This window comes from Domibacillus indicus (assembly GCF_023715895.1).
GTDB classification, from domain to species: Bacteria; Bacillota; Bacilli; order Bacillales; family Domibacillaceae; genus Domibacillus; species Domibacillus indicus_A.
On the sequence record NZ_JAMBOO010000003.1, the window covers coordinates 281,463 to 301,321 of the forward strand.

Here is a 19,859-nt window from a genome sequence, read left to right on the forward strand (position 1 = left end):
TTCTATCTTTTTACAGTTTCAGCCAAAAAGCTTTTCATTGCCTCGATAACACCTTCATTTTGTTCTTTTGATCCCACTGTAACCCGCACCGTTCCCGGAATGCCAAGAGCAGCGCCTGAGCGGACAATATATCCTTTTGACATTAAGTATTCAAACAGCTCGTTGCTGTCACAGTTGAAATCGATCAAAATAAAGTTTGCTTCTGATGGATAGAACGCAAGATTATTTTCACGGCAGAACGCATAAAACTGCTCTAAGCCTTCTTTGTTTGCTATACGGCACTGTTCAATAAACGATTGATCCGACAGAGCCGCTGCTGCTGCCACTTGTCCGACCGAATTTACATTAAACGGTTCACGAACGGGATCAAGCTGTGCGATAAGCGATTCGTCTGCAATTCCATAGCCGACACGGAAAGCAGCTAAGCCGTATACTTTAGAAAACGTGCGCAATACAATCACATTTTTATATTCTTTAATAATGTCCAGTGCATCGTAGTAATCGGACGCTGTTACATATTCGTAGTACGCTTCATCGAGCACAACCAAAACGCCTTCCGGTACCCCGTTTAAAAATCCGCGAAGCTGTACATCCGTAATGTGGACACCTGTTGGATTGTTCGGGCTGCAGAGCCAGACAATAGCCGTATTTTCATCAATGGCTTGAGCCATTTTGTCCAAATCGTGCGCGCCATCCACAAGCTCTACTTCCCGTATTTCGGCACCTTCTACAATGGCATTATGGCGATACTGCGGAAATGAAGGAGTTGGCATAATTGTGTTTTTTCCGGGCTCAAGCATGGCACGGGAAAGCATTAAAATAATTTCGTCCGAGCCATTTCCGAAAATCAGCTGTTTTTCGCTTATGTTTAAGAAAGAAGCAAGCTCCTTGCGAAGACTCGTTGTATAACCATCCGGGTAAATCGCAAATGATTCCGCGTATTCACGGATACTTTTCGTTACTCGTTCCGATGAGCCAAATGGGTTTTCATTGGATGCAAGCTTGACAACGTCCTGCAGGCCATATGCTTTTTTTACTTCATCCGTTGTACGGCCGGGCTGATATGCTTTTAATGTAAGTATTTGTTCTTTCCATTTCATTTTTTTCCGCTCCTTCAGTTTGTTGATTGCTGCAAGTCCGGACGCAGAACGGACGCTCCTTCTAAATAAACGTGCTGAATATCTTTTTGCGCCACTTCTGTGTTCACGTGCATCATAATTCGAATGCAGCGTTCTAAACCGCCTTTGATCGCCAGCTCCTGCATGCACATAACCGGAACGTATTCCCACCCGTTCTGCTCGCGCAGTACCTTGGCTGGAAACATGGCATCTAAATCATTGGTAGCAGATAAAAACGCCGAGCAGACGGTTTCCGGATCAATGTTATTTTGTGCAATCATCTCTTCCATGAGACGTTTTGTTGCTTCTTCCATTAAACGGCTGTCATTTGCTGACACCGTAATGGCTCCACGGATTCCTCTTACCATGTGTCGGACTCCTTTCGAAAGTGCTCGTCAATATGCTGAAGCTCTTCTTTTGTCATTTCTGTTACATACGGCTTGCCTACCTCATTCAGCAAAACAAAACGGACCGTGCCGCCGTATGCTTTTTTGTCGCGGGTCATCACAGCGTAAATGTCTTCAAACGAAAAAACTGTACCGGCTTTTACCGGATATCCCGCTCGCTTCAGCCATGCGGCAAACGAACTGGTATCGAAGGAAAGATCATTTTTAAACTGTGAAGCATAAAGGGCAAAAATCATGCCGCAGGCAACCGCCTCGCCGTGCGCTGTTTTTCCGTAGCCGGACAGCGCCTCTACCGCATGTCCGTATGTATGGCCAAAGTTTAAAAAAGCCCGGACGCCCGTTTCTTTTTCATCTTCTTTTACGATTGCACTTTTAATTTCGATTCCTCTTTGCAGACAATGCTCTAAAAAGGAACCTTTTATATCTTCCGCGCTTTTCACCGACTGCTGAATGTTTTCAAGCAGTGATGGGTCCGCAATGAGAGCATGCTTGATCACTTCCGCAAAACCGCTTCTCGTTTCCTTCTCAGAAAGCGACTTTAAGAAAGCTGTGTCATACACCACCGCCTCCGGCTGATGAAACGCGCCAATCATATTTTTGCCGAGTGGATGATTGATGGCCGTTTTGCCTCCGACAGCACTGTCATGCGCCAATATTGTTGTCGGAACTTGAATAAATGGAATACCACGCATATAACTCGCCGCGCAAAAACCTGCCAGGTCGCCGCAGGCGCCTCCGCCAAATGCGATCACAAGCGAGCGACGGTCAAGCGCTGCTTCAAGCATAGCGGTTAAGCATTGTTCAAAAACAGAAAAGGACTTGGCTGATTCGCCCGCCGGAACGAAATGCCAGTCTGTTGCAAGCGAAGACGGCAGTGCGTCCCGCAGTGCCTCGCCGTGAAGCGCATAAACGGCTTCATCGGCGATGACAAACAAGCGGGTTGGTGCTTTGGGTATATCAAGAATAACGCGGCTGATTTCCTGTACCGCTCCTTCCCCAATGATGACTGGGTAGGTTTTATGAGTCGTTTCAACAAGTACACGGTTCATCATTAAAACTCCCTTGCGTACGCTTCATGTTCCTTTACCTGGCGGATTAAATGATCCATCCGATCACTGTTAAACTGTTCTAAAATAGCGTTAGCCAGCTCCCAGGCAACCGCTGCTTCTGCCACAACCGCCGCTGCAGGAACAGCGCAGGCATCTGAACGCTCAATGCTTGCTGTAAATGGCTCTTTTGTATCGATATCGACACTTTCAAGCGGCTTGTAAAGGGTTGGGATTGGCTTCATAACCCCGCGGACAACGACTGGCATCCCGTTCGTCATACCGCCTTCAAAGCCGCCCAGACGGTTTGTTTTCCGGTAAAAGCCCTGCTGCTCACTCCAGGCAATCTCGTCATGCACTTCGCTGCCGAATTTGCGTGCCGCTTCAAAGCCAATGCCAATTTCTACCCCTTTGAATGCGTTAATGCTGACAATCGCGGCTGCGACCTTCGCATCAAGCTTGCGGTCATAGTGAACATAGCTCCCGACTCCGATCGGCATTCCTTCTGCAATCACTTCCACAACACCGCCGATTGAGTCACCGTTTTTCTTCGCGTTATCAATCGCTTCAATCATTTTTGCTGCTGCTTCTTCATCCAGGCAGCGAACAGATGATGCTTCACTGCGCTCCTGCAGTTCAGCAATCGTTTCAAATTGTACATTTTCAGCACGAATGCCGCCAATTTCGACAACGTGTGAGGCAATTTCTACACCGAGTAGTTTTAACAGCTTTTTGGCTGCTGCCCCTGCGGCTACACGTACAGTTGTTTCACGGGCAGATGAGCGTTCCAATACATTCCGCATATCCCGATGACCGTATTTGATACCGCCATTTAAATCTGCATGTCCAGGACGAGGGCGTGTAATTTTCCGCTTGATCTCCTCCGCTGCTTCCTCGTTTTCAAGTGATTCAATTCCCATGATCTTCGTCCAGTGCTTCCAATCATCATTTTCCACAACCAGCGTGACAGGCGAGCCAAGTGTATATCCGTGTCGGACACCTGATTTGATCGCTACTAAATCTTTTTCTATCTGCATGCGGCGGCCGCGCCCATGCCCTTTCTGGCGGCGAAGCAAATCATGGTTGATGTCTTCTGCAAGAAGCTCCATGCCGGCCGGAAGCCCCTCGATAATCGTTGTTAATTGTGGTCCATGTGATTCTCCAGCTGTTAAATATCTCATTCTCCTGCTCCCTTCAATACGTTAAAGCGGTTATGTACTACTATATCATATTTAAAATTCATTGGAACAGCCGAAACGGCTGTTTTTGAGAATTTTATCACAATTTCTGCGCTGCATGGAGACAAATTTAAAAAAGCCGGCATGCCGGCTTTATACTTTTTTATAAAAAAAGGTATCTTCTACCTGAAAACCGTACCGCTCCGGATTAAATATTTGTTCCGTGCTTCCGACAAACAGGACACCGCCAGGCCGAAGTGCTGCATTAAATTTCCGGTACAGCTCGTCTTTTGCTTCTTCTGTAAAATAAATCATCACATTCCGGCAGACGATCAAGTCGAAGCTGTTTTCAAATCGATCCGACAAAAGATTTTGTTTTTTAAACGTGACCGTCCGTTTAATATCATCAGAAATTTTATAAAAAGCACCTTCCTGTCGAAAATACTTCCTCTTCATAGGTTCCGGCAGTTCAGCGAGCGACCGTTCCGGATAAAGACCCAGCTTTGCTTTTTGAATCACATTTACGTCAAGATCTGTCGCCTGAACAGACACGGAGGCAAGCGGCATATAAGCGGACAAAATCATAGAAAGCGTATAGGGCTCCTCTCCTGTAGAGCAGGCCGCACTCCATACTTTCAGCCGCTTGTTTTCCTTGAGCAGCCGCGGCAGAATTTTTTTCTCTAATACTTCCCATCGCTTGCCATTCCGATAAAATTCTGACACATTGATGGTCATCCGGTCTAAAAATTCATTCATCATCGTTTGATTTGAATTTAATGCGTCAAAAAACGTAGAAAAGGATGGATACCCCTTTTTTTCGTATAAAGACGTCAGTCTTCTTTTCATTTGTGCTTCTTTATATAAACCAAGGTCAATGCCTGTTTTTCGCTTAATCGAGCCGACAAATTGTTCGTAATCCCCCATTGTGCTCATCCTTTCTGTCGATTCGCTTCTTTTTTCTTTATTATAGCTGATCTCGGGAAAAGAAGTGGGAAAAATTTCATAAAAAAAGAGTTTCCAGCCCAGCCGGCTGAAAACTCCAGGAATGATTAGTAGACCCATTCAGAGCCTGATTTTTCGTACGCTGTCAGCTCATTTTCTTGGAAGAAAAGGCTGATTTCACGCTTGGCGCTTTCAGGAGAATCAGAACCATGAATGACATTTTTCCCTACAATAACGCCAAAATCACCGCGAATCGTTGCGGGTGCTGCATCTTTTGGGTTTGTAGACCCCATCATTTGACGAGCAGTCGCAATGACATTTTCACCTTCCCACACCATGGCGAAAACAGGTCCAGAAGTAATAAAATCTACTAATTCACCGAAAAATGGGCGTTCTTTATGTTCCCCGTAGTGCTGTTGAGCTGTTTCAGGTGTTATATGCATCAGCTTTGCAGCCACAAGGCGGAAGCCTTTTTTCTCAAAACGCGACACAATTTCCCCAATCAAACCACGCTGTACTCCATCAGGTTTTACCATTAAGTATGTTTGCTCCATCTTTCACCACTCCTGTGTTATGTATACCGCTTACATGCGGACAAGATGAATCGTAACACTTCTTTTGTAAATTTACAACGCTTTCATGGAAAAAATTAATATTTTCTTTTGCCAATAAAATGGGCAATATCACGTAATGAATTCCGGTGCCGGCCCGGCGGTAATTCTGTTAAAATAGCCAGTGCCCGATCGAGATATCTTCTGCTTAACGCATGAGACTGTTCAATCGCATCGCTGCGCTTTAAGCGGGCAATAATATCATCTATTTCTTCACGGCTTGAATGAGCATGAATAGAAGTAATGCGCGCATGCATGTCACTATCCTGCATCGCATACAAAACAGGAAGCGTAATGTTTCCTTGAAGGAGGTCACCGCCGGCTGGTTTGCCCAGTTCTTTTTCACTTGCTGTAAAGTCGAGAATATCATCGGTAATTTGAAAAGACATCCCTACATTATAGCCGAAATCGTACAGCTTCCGGTGGATCGAAGCCGGAGCGCCCGCTGCAATAGCGCCAAGCTGGCAGCTGGCTGCGATCAAAATAGCCGTTTTTCTCTTGATGCGGCGAAGGTAATCGCGCAGATGCTGATCATACCGGTACTTATCCTGAATTTGAATGATTTCTCCGATACACAGCTCTGTCATCGTATGGGATAGAATCTGGTGAGCTTCTACTTCTTTAATTCTTGTCATAGAGTCAAGCGCAGCGGCAAAAATGTAATTGCCGGCATACATGGCGATCCGGTTATCCCACTCCGCTTTAACCGTGTACTCTCCTCGGCGGATAACGGCATCATCAATAACGTCGTCGTGAACAAGTGAAGCCATGTGAATCAGTTCAAGAGAAGCAGCTGCATATTTCACACGATGAATATCGTAATCACCAAACTTCGCGCCAAGCAGAAGCATTACCGGGCGAATGCGTTTTCCGCCTGCTTGAAGAAGGTGTACAGACGCCTCCTCCAGAATGGACGATGACGAACGAACGGCGTGTTCCAGCTCCTGCTCAATCAAATCGATATCCGCTTTTAACCGCGTATAAATTAGTTTTATGTTCATTTCTTTTCACCCGGCTCTTGGTCTAGTATTATTTGTTTCCGTAATGTGTGGCAGCTACACCGCCTGTGTGAGCTTTAAAACGCACATTTTGAAAGCCGGCCTGCTGAAACATACGGGCAAGCTCTTTCATGTCTGGAAAATGGCGCGCTGATTCCTGCAGCCATGAATATTCCTCATAGCTTTTTGCGAAAAGACGGCCAACCGCCGGCATGATGAAGCGGAAATACAGCTCGTATCCTTCCTTAAAAACAGGCATTTGCGGCTGGCTTGTTTCGAGGCATACGACCATTCCACCTGGTTTTAACACACGGCGCATCTCTGAAAGCACCTGCATATAATCCGGTACATTTCGAAGGCCAAAACCAATCGTCACAAAATCAAACGTATCGTCTTCGAACGGAAGCTCCATTGCGTTGCCGTGAATCAGTTCTACCTGTTCCAAACCGGCGGCCTCTATTTTCTGCCTGCCGACAACGAGCATATTTTCACTGAAATCAAGTCCCTTGACCACTCCATGCGGCCCCACGGCTTCCGCCAGCGCTATTGTCCAATCGCCTGTTCCGCAGCATACATCAAGCGCTTTTGCACCTTTAGGCACATTCATGATTTTCATTGTTTCATTTCGCCAGCGCTTGTGCTGCTGAAAGCTGATAATAGAATTCATTTTATCGTAGTTACCGTATATTTTTTGAAATACACTGTGTACTTTTTCTTCTTTAGATTGCTGCATTTGTCACCCTTCTTCCACGAGCCGAAGCGGCCTGCTGCCAAAAAGGCGGTCGCGCTCCGCTTCAATGACAGCCGCTTTATAGGAATCTATGCTTTCTATACACTTTGTTACATCCGCATGGATCTCTTTAAGCCGCTGCTCGATAACCTCGATGACCTGCTGGTCTGTCTCGTATTGTTGTTTTAATGCTTCAAAAAGAATAAAGGGCTCGTTTTTCTCACGAAGAAGCCGGTCTGCCGTCAAAAGCTGCCGCAGGGCACGAGCCATTATTTCATCTGCACCCTTTTCGATGTGCACGGCGCCAATAATATCGCCTTCAATTACTGCAACAGCGTCTAATATGGCTTCTTTTGTTTCAAGCTGATGCCGATGAAGCGATGTTTTCGCTTCATTCACCCTTTTTACCGCTCCTGCAAGAACGCCTACCCAGTGGACACAGCCCGCTTCTGCAAGGGTCCGGTAATACATCCCGCTAAAATAATCACCCGCTAATACGATCAGCTGGTTTTTTTGTGTGATTTCTTTGGTCACAGACGGAATGGCATCATGTACATCCATTGCCAGCCCAATGAGAACAGCTGCCTGCATCAGCTTCTGCACCTGTTCACTTTTTCTTTCCTCGTCTGTAAATGCCAGCATTAATGCAGATGCCCGAAGCGGGTTTATAACCGGCCTGCCGATCACTTTATCTAAAAAAGGCTGCCGGCATGCCCGATTGATTTCTTCAAGTAGTGTACTCTGTTGCTCCTGCCACTCCTTCATTGTGAAAACCCCTCACTCGCAAATCATTTCAAATCATTTCAAATCGTTTCGTTCCTTTTCATTACGCACACTTAGTATATCACACTCGTGTTCTCATGACGAACGAATGAGCGAAAGCAGCTCGGTCCGAAGCTGGGCGTCATTTTCGTACAAACCACGCGCGGCTGTGGTGACCGTTTTAGCGCCTGGCTTTTTCACCCCGCGCATAGCCATGCACATATGCTCCGCCTGCACAATCACCATTACCCCTTGCGGCTGAAGCATGTCCATAATTGCGTCTGCTACTTCATTTGTAATCCGTTCCTGCAGCTGCGGACGGCGGGCAACCGATTCAACGGCCCGTGCCAGCTTGCTTAATCCGGTCACTTTTCCGCCTTTTGGCATATACGCTACGTGAGCATGGCCGAAAAACGGCACAAGGTGATGCTCACACATCGAGTAAAAAGGAATGTCCTTTACAAGAACAAGCTCTTCATATTGTTCTTCAAATACAGTTTCGAAATAAAATCTTGGATCCACGTGAAGACCTGAAAATGCTTCTTCATACATTTTCGCTACCCGTTTCGGTGTATCTTGAAGACCTTCCCGGTCCGGATTTTCACCAACCGCTTCTAAAATCAGTCGTACGGCCTGCTGAATTTTGGCGTGATCTACTTCAGCCATTTTTATCCACTCCTGTATACATGTATTGCATGTGTAATATTATTTGTACTGCACTTCATCTTAGCATATCGGGTCAACTCTGGGCAAAGTGAAGTGTTCAAAAAAAGAGACTGCCCAATGGGGGCAGTCCCGCTTTAGCCAGAGTAGGCTATGTACTTATTTAACCGCGTCTTTAAGCGCTTTACCCGGTTTAAATGCCGGTACTTTGCTCGCAGCGATTTCGATTTCTTCACCTGTTTGTGGGTTACGTCCTTTACGTGCTGAACGCTCACGCACCTCAAAGTTGCCGAAACCAATCAATTGTACTTTGTCGCCTTTTGCCAATGTTTCTTGGATGGCATCGAAAAGAGCATCAACCGCTTTTGTCGCGTCTTTCTTAGAAAGTTCTGCTGTTTCTGCAACTTCATTGATCAAGTCAGTTTTGTTCATGCCATTCACCTCCTCCCGCATGAGACCCGATAAACATTGTTATATCAATGTTTTACCGTAATTCTGTTAAAAGATTATCACATGTGTTCGGGCATATCAAGCAGAATCCACCTTAAACGGGTATTTTCCCCGGTTTCATCAAAAAAAGACTCCCATTTTGAGAGTCTAGCCCGTTTTAAAGCAGTATCGCAATCATTCCGCCTGAGCCTTCATTGATGATTTTTTCAAGCGTATCTTTTAACTTGCTTCGGGCATGATCAGGCATTAAGGATACTTTCGACTGAATACCGTCCCGGACGATCGAGCTTAAATTACGCCCGAAAATGTCACTGTTCCAAACGGACAGCGGATCATCTTCAAAGTCTTTCATCACGTGATGAACGAGCTCTTCACTTTGTTTTTCTGAGCCGATGATCGGTGAAAATTCCGATTCAACATCTACTTGAATCATGTGAATAGACGGCGCCACTGCTTTCATCCGCACGCCATAACGCGAGCCGTGGCGAATAATTTTTGGTTCTTCCAAGCGCATTTCGTTGATGGACGGAACCGCTACACCGTAGCCGGTCTGCTTGACCATTCTCAGCGCTTCTTCTACCTGCCCGTATTCTTCCTTAATATGAGCATAATCTTGGATAATTTCCAGCAAATGCTCTTTGCCGCGTAATGGTTCCCCAATAATTTCGTTGACGATCTTTTCATACAAGCCATTTGGCGCATTCACGTTGATTTCTGCAATTCCCTGCCCCATATCCATTCCTGTCAACACAGCGGACTCAATATACTCACCGCCGCCAAACTGGTCAACAACACGGTTCACGTCACGTAGCCTTTTAATGTCCTTGACCGTTTCTTTTACCATTTCGTTGTATTTATCCCGAAGCCAATGCGATTCATCCAACGCCATAATCCAGGAAGGAAGATGAACGTTCACTTCATGAACTGGGAATTCAAATAAAGCTTCCTGCAAAACATGCAGCACGTTCGATTCTGTCATCGATTCAACCGACATGGCGAGAACCGGAATATCATATTTTTCGGCCAGCTCCTGCTGCAGCTCTAAAGTCTCCAAATTCTCAGGCCGGGCCGAGTTTATAATCAAGATAAAAGGCTTGCCTACTTCTTTTAATCCTGCAACGGCCCGTTCCTCCGCCTCAATATAAGTATGGCGGCGCAGTTCACCAAATGACCCGTCTGTTGTGACTACTACCCCAATCGTCGAATGCTCTTCAATCACCTTTCTCGTTCCAATATCCGCTGCTTCATCGAACGGAATCGGTTCATCATGCCATGGTGTCTGAATCATCCGTGGACCGTGTTCATCTTCATATCCTTTCGCTTCCGGCACAACATAGCCTACACAGTCTACCAGCCGAATATTGACGAGCACACCGCCCGCCTGCACAGCCGCCGCACGACTCGGAACAAATTTCGGTTCTGTCGTCATAATCGTTTTGCCGGAGGCGCTTTGCGGCAGTTCATCCTGTGCACGGCGCCGTTCCGATTCACTGTCCATGTTCGGCAGCACTAAAAGCTCCATAAACTTCTTTATAAATGTTGATTTCCCCGTTCTGACAGCACCGACAACGCCTAAATAAATATCGCCTTCGGTCCGCTCGGCAATATCCTTAATGACTTCTGTATTTTCCATCAGCAGCCCCCTCCCGTTTCGAACGGCTCGTCCGCCGCCTGCCATACAGTGTATGAGCGTTTTTTTAAATGTATGCAAAAAAAGAAGCCTGCATGTTAAGCAGGCTTCTTTTTTTGCATAAAAACAGGCTCTCCTTGTTCATCGACCGTATAAGGCAATGAAAATGCCGGTACAATGGGAGAAGACTGGATAAGCAGGCTGCGAATATCTTCGCCAGGCGCAGGGAGCTTGTCCAATTTTTGAAGGGCTGTATACAAATCAGCCGAATAATCTACATAAAGCGTTCCGTCACCACTTATGACCAGTGGAAGCCGCCGTCCGGAATACGGACTTGTTACATAAGGCTCTTCTTCAAATCCAAGTTTCTTAAAATCGAGTGAATATACATTATCGGCCAGTGTCTCTTTAAAAGGAGGATACTTTTGGGCAAGAAGGCGGATATTCACGCTTTGAATTTGTTCAGCTATACGCAAATCAATCAGTTTGACGGTTGGATTTTTTTCGACATCTACAAGTACGTACTGGTAAATGCCGCCACTTTCAAATGCATTTCCTGGCGGCTCCGCCATAAAACGAGGTGAGATTTTCCCAAAATCAACCGGATACTTTTCATAAAGATCGGGATTATTTTCCTTTGTTTTAATCGGCAAAATGCCTTCCTCTTCCCTTTGGAATTGATCAACCGCCGTTTGAACGGCTCGTAATTGGTCTTCATACGGCTGTTCATTTTGGCTTAACTTCTCCTCCGGATATAAGCAGCCGCTTAATATGAAAGAGAGCGCTGCCGTCCAAAAAAGAAGCAGGCTGTTTTTCCTTATCATGGTTACTGGTTCACCCCTTCATTAACGAGTCGGGCCGCTCAAAACCACATAAACAACAATAAGCCCGCCGACAATCATGCATATATAAGCGAAAAGTGCGGTTATTCCTTTTAAAAAGCGGTTACGAAACTTGTAACGGCTCATGTAGATTGAAAAAATAGAGACAATCATCAGCCCCATTCCGGCAAATGAAATCCACATTTTCAGCATGGATGGTGACATGGGCGTTCGTCCTTTCCACTAATCCCGCTTTGTATCTAAAATATCGATTAAGTCTTCCAGTTCATGTTTTTTTACACGTGCCATTAAATCATCTACGGCTTTTTTAGGATCCTGCTCTTTAAATAAAATATGATAGAGTGCTTGTGTAATCGGCATTTGCACATCGTATTTTTGAGAAAGCTGATAACCGGCTTTTGTCGTGCGGACTCCTTCCACAACCATTCCCATACTTTCGAGCACTTCATCCAGCTTTTTGCCCTGGCCGAGCATATTTCCAGCCCGCCAGTTTCTTGAATGAACACTTGTGCACGTGACGATTAAATCGCCAATACCGGCAAGGCCCGAGAAGGTAAGCGGATTCGCTCCCATCTTTGTGCCAAGCCGGGCAATTTCCGCCAATCCGCGGGTAATAAGTGCTGCTTTTGCATTGTCTCCATAGCCGAGTCCATCGGAAATTCCAGCTGCAAGCGCGATAATATTTTTTAATGCGCCGCCGATTTCTACACCGATCATGTCTGGATTTGTGTAAACCCGGAAGTTCTGGTTCATAAATAAGTCCTGAATGTGCTGAGCCGCTTCAAGCGAATGAGAAGACACCGCCACGGTTGTTGGATGGCGAAGGCTTACTTCTTCTGCATGGGAAGGGCCTGACAGTACCACTACGTCTTTCAGTGCATTTTTAGGCATTTCCTGCTCAATCATTTCGGAAATGCGGAGCAGTGAATCAGGTTCAATTCCTTTAGACACATGGACAACGGTAACCGGTGATTCAGCCGTCTGAACGATTTGACGTGCCACTTCCCGGATCGCTTTTGTCGGCACAGCAAGCACGACCGTACCGCATCCTTCAAGCGCCTCAGCAAGTGATGTTGTGCCGCGAATAGAGGCAGGCAGTAAAATATCCGGCAAATACCGGCTGTTTGTATGATGCGTATTCAATTCGGCTATCCGCTCTTTATTTTTTGCCCACATGGTCACATCCAGACCGTTATCGGCAAGCACAAGGGCAAGAGCTGTTCCCCAGCTCCCTGCCCCCAGCACTGCAATTTTTTCTGTCATATGAAACACAGCCTTTCCTTCTTATTTTCTTGCGCGCGCAATAATGTGAATCGGCGTTCCTTCAAATGAGAACGCATCACGAATGCGGTTTTCAAGAAAGCGGAGATAAGAGAAATGCATGAGTTCCGGTTCATTGACAAATACAACAAACGTTGGCGGCTTGACCGAAACCTGTGTTGCATAATAAACGCGCAGCCGTTTTCCTTTGTCTGCCGGTGCTGGATTCATCGCCACAGCATCGGTAATGACATCATTCAGCACACTTGATTGAACACGCATCGAGTGGCTTTCACTCGCCCGGTCAATATATGGCATCAATGTATGAATCCGTTTTTTCGTCTTAGCAGACAAAAATACGATAGGCGCATAGTCTAAAAACTGAAAATGACTGCGGATGTTTTCTTCAAATTCACCCATCGTTTTTTCATCTTTCTCAACGGCATCCCATTTATTTACGACAATGACCACAGCCCGCCCTGCTTCATGAGCGTAGCCGGCAATGTGCTTATCCTGCTCACGAATGCCTTCTTCAGCATTTAACACAACTAACACAACGTCGGACCGTTCAATCGCTCTCATCGCCCGCAATACGCTGTATTTTTCAGTCGTCTCATACACTTTTCCGCGTTTTCTCATCCCAGCTGTGTCAATGATCACATACTTTTGGCCATTGTACGTATAGGGAGAGTCAACTGCATCGCGCGTTGTGCCTGCAATATCACTGACAATAACACGGTCTTCACCGAGCAGCGCATTAGTAAGAGACGATTTCCCTACATTCGGACGGCCAATTAATGAAAATTTAATAACATCATCTTCGTACGGTTTATCTTCGCCAGTCGGGAAATGCGATACAACTTCGTCCAGCAAATCTCCAAGTCCAATACCGTGCGAACCGGAAATTGGAAAAACCTCACCGAAACCGAGGGAATAAAAATCATAAATATCCGCCCGCATATCCGGATTATCAATTTTGTTAACGCCAAGTACAATCGGCTTTTTAGACCGGTATAAAATTTTCGCTACTTCTTCATCTGCAGACGTCACGCCTTCACGTCCGTTTACGATAAAAATGATCACATCCGCTTCATCAATGGCAATTTCAGCCTGCTGGCGAATTTGGTCTAGAAAAGGCTCGTCACCCAAGTCAATACCGCCTGTATCAATCAAGTTAAATTCATGCGTCAGCCACTCGCCTGAACTGTAGATACGGTCGCGGGTTACACCCGGCACATCTTCGACAATGGAAATACGCTCACCGGCAATCCGGTTAAAAATCGTTGATTTACCTACGTTTGGCCTTCCAACGATCGCAACAGTCCGTTTCATCATTACATCTTTCCCTTCAATGGTTCACCCAATTTATTCTCAGTACTTCTTTATTTTGTTCAAAAGAAAACCCTTCTACCATGAGAAGGGGTTCAATCAACAATTTATTTTATCATATTTTGGTTATGAATCAAATGGCACCGGCGCGCGGAGAGCAAAACGCTCCGGCTCTAACCCACGGGCCTGCAGCCATTGGCACGTTTCTCCTGATATGATAAGCGGAACGCTGTGAAGATGGGAAATGGACCGAGCACCAAGCGCGCACATCATCATTTTTATATCTGCTTTCATTTGTTCGATATGCTCTACCAGGGCTTCCTGTCCGCTTGTCATCAATACCTTTAGCAGAAAGCCGGACAACCCGGCTGCTGAAGCGCCCAGTGCCAATGATTTCACCACATCATCAGCATATTGCAGACCGCCTGAAGCGATAACAGGACGACCTGGAGCCCCCGAAAGGGTTTCAACAATAGATATAGCAGTCGGAATGCCCCAGTTGTTGAAAAAAGCAAGAGGGCGTGCGGCCCGCTCATTTTCAACAGCAGCAAAGTTTGTTCCGCCAAACCCCGCTGTATCAATTGCTGCCAACGGAAGATGATTTAATAGCCGGGCCGTTTCAGCGCTTATCCCGAAACCGGTTTCTTTTACAATCACCGGTACCTTTACCGTTTCGCAAATAGAAGCAATCCGGTCAACAGCTCCATGAAAATCCCGATCCCCTTCAGGCATCGCAAGTTCCTGAACGACATTTAAATGGATTTGCAGAATATCTGCTTCAATCATCTCACACACGGCACGAGCTTCTTCCACTGATGCCTCCGCTCCGATATTCGCCATCATGATGCCCTTTGGATTGGCTTTCCGGGCGGCTTCAAACGTAGCTCTTTCTTCCGGATGGCGAAGCGCTGACATTTGAGAACCGACAGCCATCGGGATGCCGCATGCTGCGGCTGCTTCTGCTAACTGCGTATTAATGCGCGCTGTCACTTCTCCGCCTCCGCCTGTCATCGCATTCACAAAAATCGGCGAACTCCATTGAAGTCCGCCGATTTCCGTTGATAGCGATATATCTTTGACAGAGGAACCCGGGAGGCTCTGGTGAACAAATTGAATATGATCCAATCCTGTCCGCCGGCTTTGTCCCGTTGACAATGCATAATGAATATGGTCAATCTTACGTTCCGCTCTGCTCAAATTGTCATCACCGTCTTGTTTATTTTAAATCTTTTAGCTGGTCGCCTAAAATATCACCGATTTGGAAGCCTGAGCTTTCTTCCGGTAATTCATAGGAATCAACCGTTTCTTCCGGCTCCGCTTCTTCAAATGATTTCATGCTGAGCGATAAACGATGCTCCTGCTCATTGGCATCCAGCACTTTCACTCTAACAGTCTGTCCTTCTTCCAATACTTCATGAGGAGTGCCAATGTGGCGGTTAGAGATTTGAGAAATATGAACGAGACCTTCTACGCCTGGGAACACTTCTACAAACGCGCCATATGAAACAAGGCGTTTCACTGTACCTTCATGTTCTGATCCAATTGGTGCACGATCTGCGATGTTTTCCCATGGTCCAGGCAGTGTTTCTTTAATAGATAGAGAAATTCGCTCGCTGTCGCGGTCAATAGACAGCACTTTTACTTTTACTTCTTGTCCTTCCGTAAGTACATCGGATGGTTTTTCTACATGCTCATGTGAAAGCTGGGAAATGTGCACGAGTCCATCAACACCGCCGATATCAACAAAAGCGCCGAAATCAGTTAAACGCTGCACTTTTCCATCAATCACATCACCTGCTTGAATGTTTTCAAGCACTTTTTGTTTGTTTTCTGCTTTTTCAATATCCAATACAGCCCGGTGTGAAAGAATTAACCGGTTTTTATCTTGTTCAAGCTCGACGATTTTAAGTTTCATTACGCGACCTTTGTAATCTTCGAAATCTTCAACGAAGTGATCCTCTACGAGTGAAGCCGGAATAAATCCACGGATGCCAAGATCTACGACGAGGCCGCCTTTAACGACTTCTTTAATCTCCGCTTCAAAAATAGCGCCTTCTTCAAATCGTTTTTGCATGTCGTCCCACGCAGTTTCTGCATCGGCTTTGCGTTTTGACAACACATATAGATCATCTTCTTCTTTTGTGACAAGCAGTTCAAGCTCGTCGCCTTCTTTGACGACATCTGATGCTTTTTCTACGTGAAGGCTTGACAGTTCACTGATGGGAATAATACCGTCTTTCTTGCTGTCCGGAATTTCCACCTGGACCTGCTTTTCTTCGACTTTCACAACCGTAGCGCGTACTTTGTCGCCAACGGAGTAGTTATTCACTTCTGCCTGGTTCATATCCTCTGTCATATGTAATCCTCCTCAATACAAACTGCGTCAATTTTAAAAATTCTTACTTCTAACTTCTTACAAATCGCCCAATTTGTCAAGCCGGAAGCTCAGCCCTTATACTCTTTTATTAATTTTGCGATGGCTTCCATTATCGCTTCTGTTGCTTCTTCCGCTGAGGCTTTTCGCTCACGAAGAGAAACCATATCAATCGGCGGTCCATACACAACCTGCAGCGGCTTCCCTAGTTTATACGGGCCGATAATCGCACACGGTACAACTGCTGCATCCGTCCGAAGAGCGAAAAATCCCGCACCGGCAAGTCCCTTCCCTAACTCGCCGTTTTTCGAACGTGTGCCTTCCGGAAAAAGTCCCAGAACTTGTCCTTCTTTTAAAATTTTCAAACCAGTTCGAATGGCTTCCCGGTCACTCATGCCGCGTTTTACCGGAAAAACATTCAGTTCTTTCATTAATTTCCCCATCCACTTCTTTTTAAACAATTCTTCTTTCCCCATAAAGCGAACGGGACGTTTAGAAGTAATGCCTACAATCGGCGGATCGAGATTATCAATGTGGTTTGCACAAAGAAGCACCCCGCCTTCTTTTGGAAAATGCTCATGACCTTTAACATGAATTCGGTAGGCGGGGGTTAAAATAGATTTTACGACTGTTTTAGCGAATGTATAAAAAGTGACCATCTTACTCCCCCGCTCCTGCTGCCGCCATAATCGCCTCAGCTACCTCTTCGATCGACATATGTGTCGTGTCAATTTCAATCGCACCTTCCGCTTTTTTAAGCGGTGACTCTTCCCTCTCTGTATCCATTTTGTCGCGTGCGGCAATCTCTCTTTTTAAATTCTCCAAATCAGATGAAAATCCTTTTTTCAAATTTTCAGCATGGCGGCGCTTTGCCCGCTCATTCACACCAGCCAGCAGAAAAATCTTAACATCTGCTTCCGGAAGCACACTTGTACCAATATCACGCCCATCCATCACAACGCCGCCTCTGGCCGCTAACTGCTGCTGGCGGCGTGTCATGTCACGCCGAACTTCACTGTGACGGGCCACTGCCGAAACATTATTTGTTACTTCGTCTGTCCGAATCACTTCGGTTACGTCTTCTCCATCCACCAGGACAACCTGGCCGTTTTCTCCCTGTTTAAGTGAAATGGTCGTCTCGGCAAGAAGCTTTCCGAGAGCTTCCCCGTCTTCTACATCTATGTCATGTTTAAGCGCTTTATGCGTAATCGCTCTGTACATAGCGCCTGTATCAATATAAATATAAGAAAGCCGTTCTGCCACGATTTTTGCAGCTGTGCTTTTTCCTGCAGCAGCAGGGCCATCAATGGCAATTTGCAGTTGTTTTTCCATGTCGTCACCTCATCCAAAAATTCTTATTCATTTTATCACAGATTGGTTTAGACACAAAAAAGAACCCAAACGATGGGCTCTTTATTATTCCAATCCTTTCCTGCGCAGCCGCAGCTGCTGTTCAAAGCAGAAACGCATTAATATTTGCTGCTCCGCATAAGGGAGGTCTTTAAATTCGAAGGAACCAATGCAGCGTCCGCTTTTTTCATCCTGACGGATACGCACCAGCTCTGCTTTCGCTTCAAAATAGAAGGGTTCAGCCTGCTGAGAGGGGATCACCCCGTATACGGTGGCTTCTGTGCCAGGCTCTGCCTGCACAGAATTCGGCAGTACAATCGCTGCGCCGCCTGCACTAATATCTTCCGTCAGCGAAGAAAAAGGCGGCATTCCGTCAAAGTGGACCGCTGTATCAATCGCTTTTTGGACCCGTACGAATTTTCGGCGCTGTATGCGTACATATTGATTCAAACCCGGGTCCTGCAATACAAGCATAGGAATTTTCTTTTTGACCCGGGCGATTACTTCCGTACGGAATAAAAAAACAGCGGATGAAGCAGCCGGATCAAGGAAACTGACAGCAAGCTGCATTCCTTCCATCAAAAAAACCGCCCGGTTTGTTTGAATACTAACCGGGTAGTCAATAAACAGCTTTCCGTCTTCTATATCGACTACTTTGCATCGATACTCTTCTTTTTTATCTATTTCTTCAAATGGTTCCAGTGTCAGTACGATACCAGGCTGAAGCATTCATATCACTCTCTTTTTTCCTTACTGCGTTTTGTAGGCCAAAACGCTTATTGGAAAAAATTATAAAGGATTTAAGACCTAAATGCAATATGATCTTATTGCCTATAGGCAGCTTCCGCTTCTGATAGTTTTTCGATCCGCTCTTCTTTTCCGTTCTCTGCATTAATAAAGATCCGGTAAGAAGCTGTTCCATTCTCCGCTAAAAATTCATAACACATCTTATCCTTCATTTCTTCATTCGTCACAATCGCTTTTTTTGTTTCCATTACCGTTAATTTCGGATGCAGCTCTTTTTTCGCTTCCTCTTCGCTTAAAGCAGGCTCCTTAATGTTTCGTTCTTTCTTATTTTTCCAGTAGTTTTGTGCTTCAAGACCCGTAACTGCACCTGTATCAAGCGCCACTTTGATCGTCACAGATTCTGGATAAACGAGCGTGTCTTTCACTTTTTTGGTGTAGGTAAAAACACCGGTATGGTCATACTGCGCACTGTTTGTCATAACCATCCCTTCAAATCCGTGCTTTTCTAAAAAATCTTCCGCTTTCTGAGAAGCAGTATACAAACTTATTCGGCTTTTGCCCGGATTTCTATTCACAGTAAACGTTAAAGGATAACCGCCTTTTTTGGTGATATCCATGCTGGCTTCTTCACCGTCTTGTCCTGTAACAGATACGTGATAAAACGGAACGGAAGCTCCTTTTAAACTGCTGTCTACGGACGTAACCTCCGCATCAAACTGAAAATAGTCCTTTGCTTGTTGAGCCGCTTCTTTTTCGGTGATCATAGGCCCTTCCAGCTTTTTGAGCGCATCGTCCGAAACGGATTTTTCCACTTGAGTCGCCCGGAAAGTGTCTGATTCGGAAAACTCGGATGCTTTTCTCTCAATTGTATTAAACCCATCGATAACCGTATTGTCTCTTGGCTCATCTCCGTCAGCCGCTGCATGGGCTACATCTGTCCAGCGCAAATTTTTATCTAATACATTCATTTGTACGGCCCGAAGGTCATTTTGAATATCGGCAGACTGCTTATAAAGAGACTCGAGCTGCTCATATTCTTTATCGGTTAACGGCTGGGTATCCAAGTCCCGCACTGCTGTGTTATAGGTGAAATCACCGCTTTTCCCTAAAAATTCTTCAGTTTTTGAAAACGGCATAAAGCCGAGTGGAAGGCGGCTGATGGCATTGTGCGCTTCAGAGGTAAGGCGCCATACATCTGTCAGTGCAGGTGTTAAATTATCTTTTGAATTCATCGCGAGCGCTTCTCCGGTTCGATCGTGAATCACATCTACCTGGTACACAAGTTCGTGAAATGCCTGCTGATACCCATTCTCCGCTTCGATCGCCAATCTTTCTTTTTCCTGGTGCTGCCTGTATCCCCAAACTGCCGTTACAGCTAAGAGCACAGCGAGTGCGACGGTGATAAATGTCCGCATGTTGATC

22 protein-coding genes are annotated in these 19,859 nt (G+C 45.8%); all 22 read right to left on the reverse strand.

Annotated features, from left to right (window positions below; all coding sequences use genetic code 11):
- Positions 1–2 precede the first annotated feature (2 nt).
- Positions 3–1,100, reverse strand: coding sequence for a histidinol-phosphate transaminase (hisC, locus tag M3221_RS07705; RefSeq protein WP_251270919.1), 1,098 nt, complete (start codon positions 1,098–1,100; stop codon positions 3–5).
- A gap of 14 nt (positions 1,101–1,114) precedes the next feature.
- A complete protein-coding gene (gene aroH / locus M3221_RS07710; RefSeq protein ID WP_251270920.1) occupies positions 1,115–1,486 on the reverse strand; it encodes a chorismate mutase in 372 nt (123 codons plus the stop codon).
- A complete protein-coding gene (gene aroB, locus M3221_RS07715) occupies positions 1,480–2,577 on the reverse strand; it encodes a 3-dehydroquinate synthase (protein ID WP_251270921.1) in 1,098 nt (365 codons plus the stop codon). Before aroB ends, aroH begins: the two co-directional genes overlap by 7 nt.
- On the reverse strand, positions 2,577–3,752 hold the full coding sequence (gene aroC / locus M3221_RS07720) for a chorismate synthase (protein WP_251270922.1): 1,176 nt from the start codon (positions 3,750–3,752) through the stop codon (positions 2,577–2,579). Before aroC ends, aroB begins: the two co-directional genes overlap by 1 nt.
- A gap of 150 nt (positions 3,753–3,902) precedes the next feature.
- Entirely contained in the window at positions 3,903–4,673 is a 771-nt protein-coding gene (locus tag M3221_RS07725) for a CheR family methyltransferase (protein WP_251270923.1), read from the reverse strand.
- A 125-nt stretch (positions 4,674–4,798) separates the two neighbouring features.
- On the reverse strand, positions 4,799–5,245 hold the full coding sequence (gene ndk / locus M3221_RS07730) for a nucleoside-diphosphate kinase (protein WP_251270924.1): 447 nt from the start codon (positions 5,243–5,245) through the stop codon (positions 4,799–4,801).
- A 95-nt stretch (positions 5,246–5,340) separates the two neighbouring features.
- A complete protein-coding gene (gene hepT / locus M3221_RS07735) occupies positions 5,341–6,303 on the reverse strand; it encodes a heptaprenyl diphosphate synthase component II (RefSeq protein ID WP_251270925.1) in 963 nt (320 codons plus the stop codon).
- Positions 6,304–6,331: 28 nt separating this feature from the next.
- Positions 6,332–7,033, reverse strand: a complete 702-nt coding sequence (locus M3221_RS07740; RefSeq protein WP_251270926.1) for a demethylmenaquinone methyltransferase — start codon at positions 7,031–7,033, stop codon at positions 6,332–6,334.
- 3 nt (positions 7,034–7,036) lie between these two features.
- Complete coding sequence (locus tag M3221_RS07745; RefSeq protein ID WP_251270927.1) at positions 7,037–7,795, reverse strand: heptaprenyl diphosphate synthase component 1; 759 nt, start codon at positions 7,793–7,795, stop codon at positions 7,037–7,039.
- A 93-nt stretch (positions 7,796–7,888) separates the two neighbouring features.
- Positions 7,889–8,458 (reverse strand): GTP cyclohydrolase I FolE, encoded by a 570-nt coding sequence (folE, locus tag M3221_RS07750; protein ID WP_242233604.1) that lies wholly within the window; start codon positions 8,456–8,458, stop codon positions 7,889–7,891.
- A 156-nt stretch (positions 8,459–8,614) separates the two neighbouring features.
- The gene (locus M3221_RS07755) at positions 8,615–8,887 is read right to left on the reverse strand and encodes an HU family DNA-binding protein (protein ID WP_242233603.1); all 273 of its coding nucleotides are present in this window, start codon (positions 8,885–8,887) and stop codon (positions 8,615–8,617) included.
- Positions 8,888–9,062: 175 nt separating this feature from the next.
- Positions 9,063–10,538: a stage IV sporulation protein A gene (gene spoIVA, locus M3221_RS07760; RefSeq protein WP_242233602.1), complete on the reverse strand. Its 1,476-nt coding sequence runs from the start codon at positions 10,536–10,538 to the stop codon at positions 9,063–9,065.
- 95 nt (positions 10,539–10,633) lie between these two features.
- Complete coding sequence (locus M3221_RS07765; protein ID WP_251270928.1) at positions 10,634–11,359, reverse strand: hypothetical protein; 726 nt, start codon at positions 11,357–11,359, stop codon at positions 10,634–10,636.
- A 21-nt stretch (positions 11,360–11,380) separates the two neighbouring features.
- Positions 11,381–11,581, reverse strand: coding sequence for a DUF2768 domain-containing protein (locus tag M3221_RS07770; protein ID WP_242233600.1), 201 nt, complete (start codon positions 11,579–11,581; stop codon positions 11,381–11,383).
- Between the two features lie 18 nt (positions 11,582–11,599).
- The gene (locus M3221_RS07775; RefSeq protein WP_251270929.1) at positions 11,600–12,640 is read right to left on the reverse strand and encodes an NAD(P)H-dependent glycerol-3-phosphate dehydrogenase; all 1,041 of its coding nucleotides are present in this window, start codon (positions 12,638–12,640) and stop codon (positions 11,600–11,602) included.
- Between the two features lie 21 nt (positions 12,641–12,661).
- Positions 12,662–13,972, reverse strand: coding sequence for a ribosome biogenesis GTPase Der (gene der, locus M3221_RS07780; protein ID WP_251270930.1), 1,311 nt, complete (start codon positions 13,970–13,972; stop codon positions 12,662–12,664).
- A 120-nt stretch (positions 13,973–14,092) separates the two neighbouring features.
- The gene (fni, locus tag M3221_RS07785; RefSeq protein ID WP_251270931.1) at positions 14,093–15,163 is read right to left on the reverse strand and encodes a type 2 isopentenyl-diphosphate Delta-isomerase; all 1,071 of its coding nucleotides are present in this window, start codon (positions 15,161–15,163) and stop codon (positions 14,093–14,095) included.
- Positions 15,164–15,182: 19 nt separating this feature from the next.
- Positions 15,183–16,322 carry a 30S ribosomal protein S1 gene (rpsA, locus tag M3221_RS07790; protein ID WP_251270932.1) on the reverse strand — a complete coding sequence of 380 codons (1,140 nt, stop codon included), beginning with the start codon at positions 16,320–16,322 and terminating at the stop codon, positions 15,183–15,185.
- Between the two features lie 89 nt (positions 16,323–16,411).
- Positions 16,412–16,999, reverse strand: coding sequence for a lysophospholipid acyltransferase family protein (locus M3221_RS07795; protein WP_251270933.1), 588 nt, complete (start codon positions 16,997–16,999; stop codon positions 16,412–16,414).
- Between the two features lies 1 nt (position 17,000).
- Positions 17,001–17,672: a (d)CMP kinase gene (gene cmk, locus M3221_RS07800; protein WP_251270934.1), complete on the reverse strand. Its 672-nt coding sequence runs from the start codon at positions 17,670–17,672 to the stop codon at positions 17,001–17,003.
- An 84-nt stretch (positions 17,673–17,756) separates the two neighbouring features.
- Positions 17,757–18,419 carry a flagellar brake protein gene (locus M3221_RS07805; RefSeq protein WP_251270935.1) on the reverse strand — a complete coding sequence of 221 codons (663 nt, stop codon included), beginning with the start codon at positions 18,417–18,419 and terminating at the stop codon, positions 17,757–17,759.
- 95 nt (positions 18,420–18,514) lie between these two features.
- A complete protein-coding gene (ypeB, locus tag M3221_RS07810; RefSeq protein WP_251270936.1) occupies positions 18,515–19,852 on the reverse strand; it encodes a germination protein YpeB in 1,338 nt (445 codons plus the stop codon).
- Positions 19,853–19,859 lie beyond the last annotated feature (7 nt).

Excerpts from the sequence above, each read along its gene's own strand:
- aroC (WP_251270922.1), bottom strand. The coding sequence starts at position 3,752 with ATGAGATATTTAACAGCTGGAGAATCACATGGACCACAATTAACAACG.
- folE (WP_242233604.1), bottom strand. The coding sequence starts at position 8,458 with ATGGCTGAAGTAGATCACGCCAAAATTCAGCAGGCCGTACGACTGATT.
- M3221_RS07775 (WP_251270929.1), bottom strand. The coding sequence starts at position 12,640 with ATGACAGAAAAAATTGCAGTGCTGGGGGCAGGGAGCTGGGGAACAGCT.
- ypeB (WP_251270936.1), bottom strand. The coding sequence starts at position 19,852 with ATGCGGACATTTATCACCGTCGCACTCGCTGTGCTCTTAGCTGTAACG.
- M3221_RS07805 (WP_251270935.1), bottom strand. The coding sequence starts at position 18,419 with ATGCTTCAGCCTGGTATCGTACTGACACTGGAACCATTTGAAGAAATA.
- M3221_RS07745 (WP_251270927.1), bottom strand. The coding sequence starts at position 7,795 with ATGAAGGAGTGGCAGGAGCAACAGAGTACACTACTTGAAGAAATCAAT.
- hisC (WP_251270919.1), bottom strand. The coding sequence starts at position 1,100 with ATGAAATGGAAAGAACAAATACTTACATTAAAAGCATATCAGCCCGGC.
- M3221_RS07795 (WP_251270933.1), bottom strand. The coding sequence starts at position 16,999 with ATGGTCACTTTTTATACATTCGCTAAAACAGTCGTAAAATCTATTTTA.
- aroB (WP_251270921.1), bottom strand. The coding sequence starts at position 2,577 with ATGATGAACCGTGTACTTGTTGAAACGACTCATAAAACCTACCCAGTC.
- cmk (WP_251270934.1), bottom strand. The coding sequence starts at position 17,672 with ATGGAAAAACAACTGCAAATTGCCATTGATGGCCCTGCTGCTGCAGGA.
- ndk (WP_251270924.1), bottom strand. The coding sequence starts at position 5,245 with ATGGAGCAAACATACTTAATGGTAAAACCTGATGGAGTACAGCGTGGT.
- M3221_RS07755 (WP_242233603.1), bottom strand. The coding sequence starts at position 8,887 with ATGAACAAAACTGACTTGATCAATGAAGTTGCAGAAACAGCAGAACTT.
- spoIVA (WP_242233602.1), bottom strand. The coding sequence starts at position 10,538 with ATGGAAAATACAGAAGTCATTAAGGATATTGCCGAGCGGACCGAAGGC.
- M3221_RS07765 (WP_251270928.1), bottom strand. The coding sequence starts at position 11,359 with ATGATAAGGAAAAACAGCCTGCTTCTTTTTTGGACGGCAGCGCTCTCT.
- M3221_RS07740 (WP_251270926.1), bottom strand. The coding sequence starts at position 7,033 with ATGCAGCAATCTAAAGAAGAAAAAGTACACAGTGTATTTCAAAAAATA.
- M3221_RS07770 (WP_242233600.1), bottom strand. The coding sequence starts at position 11,581 with ATGTCACCATCCATGCTGAAAATGTGGATTTCATTTGCCGGAATGGGG.
- hepT (WP_251270925.1), bottom strand. The coding sequence starts at position 6,303 with ATGAACATAAAACTAATTTATACGCGGTTAAAAGCGGATATCGATTTG.
- rpsA (WP_251270932.1), bottom strand. The coding sequence starts at position 16,322 with ATGACAGAGGATATGAACCAGGCAGAAGTGAATAACTACTCCGTTGGC.
- M3221_RS07725 (WP_251270923.1), bottom strand. The coding sequence starts at position 4,673 with ATGGGGGATTACGAACAATTTGTCGGCTCGATTAAGCGAAAAACAGGC.
- aroH (WP_251270920.1), bottom strand. The coding sequence starts at position 1,486 with ATGGTAAGAGGAATCCGTGGAGCCATTACGGTGTCAGCAAATGACAGC.
- der (WP_251270930.1), bottom strand. The coding sequence starts at position 13,972 with ATGATGAAACGGACTGTTGCGATCGTTGGAAGGCCAAACGTAGGTAAA.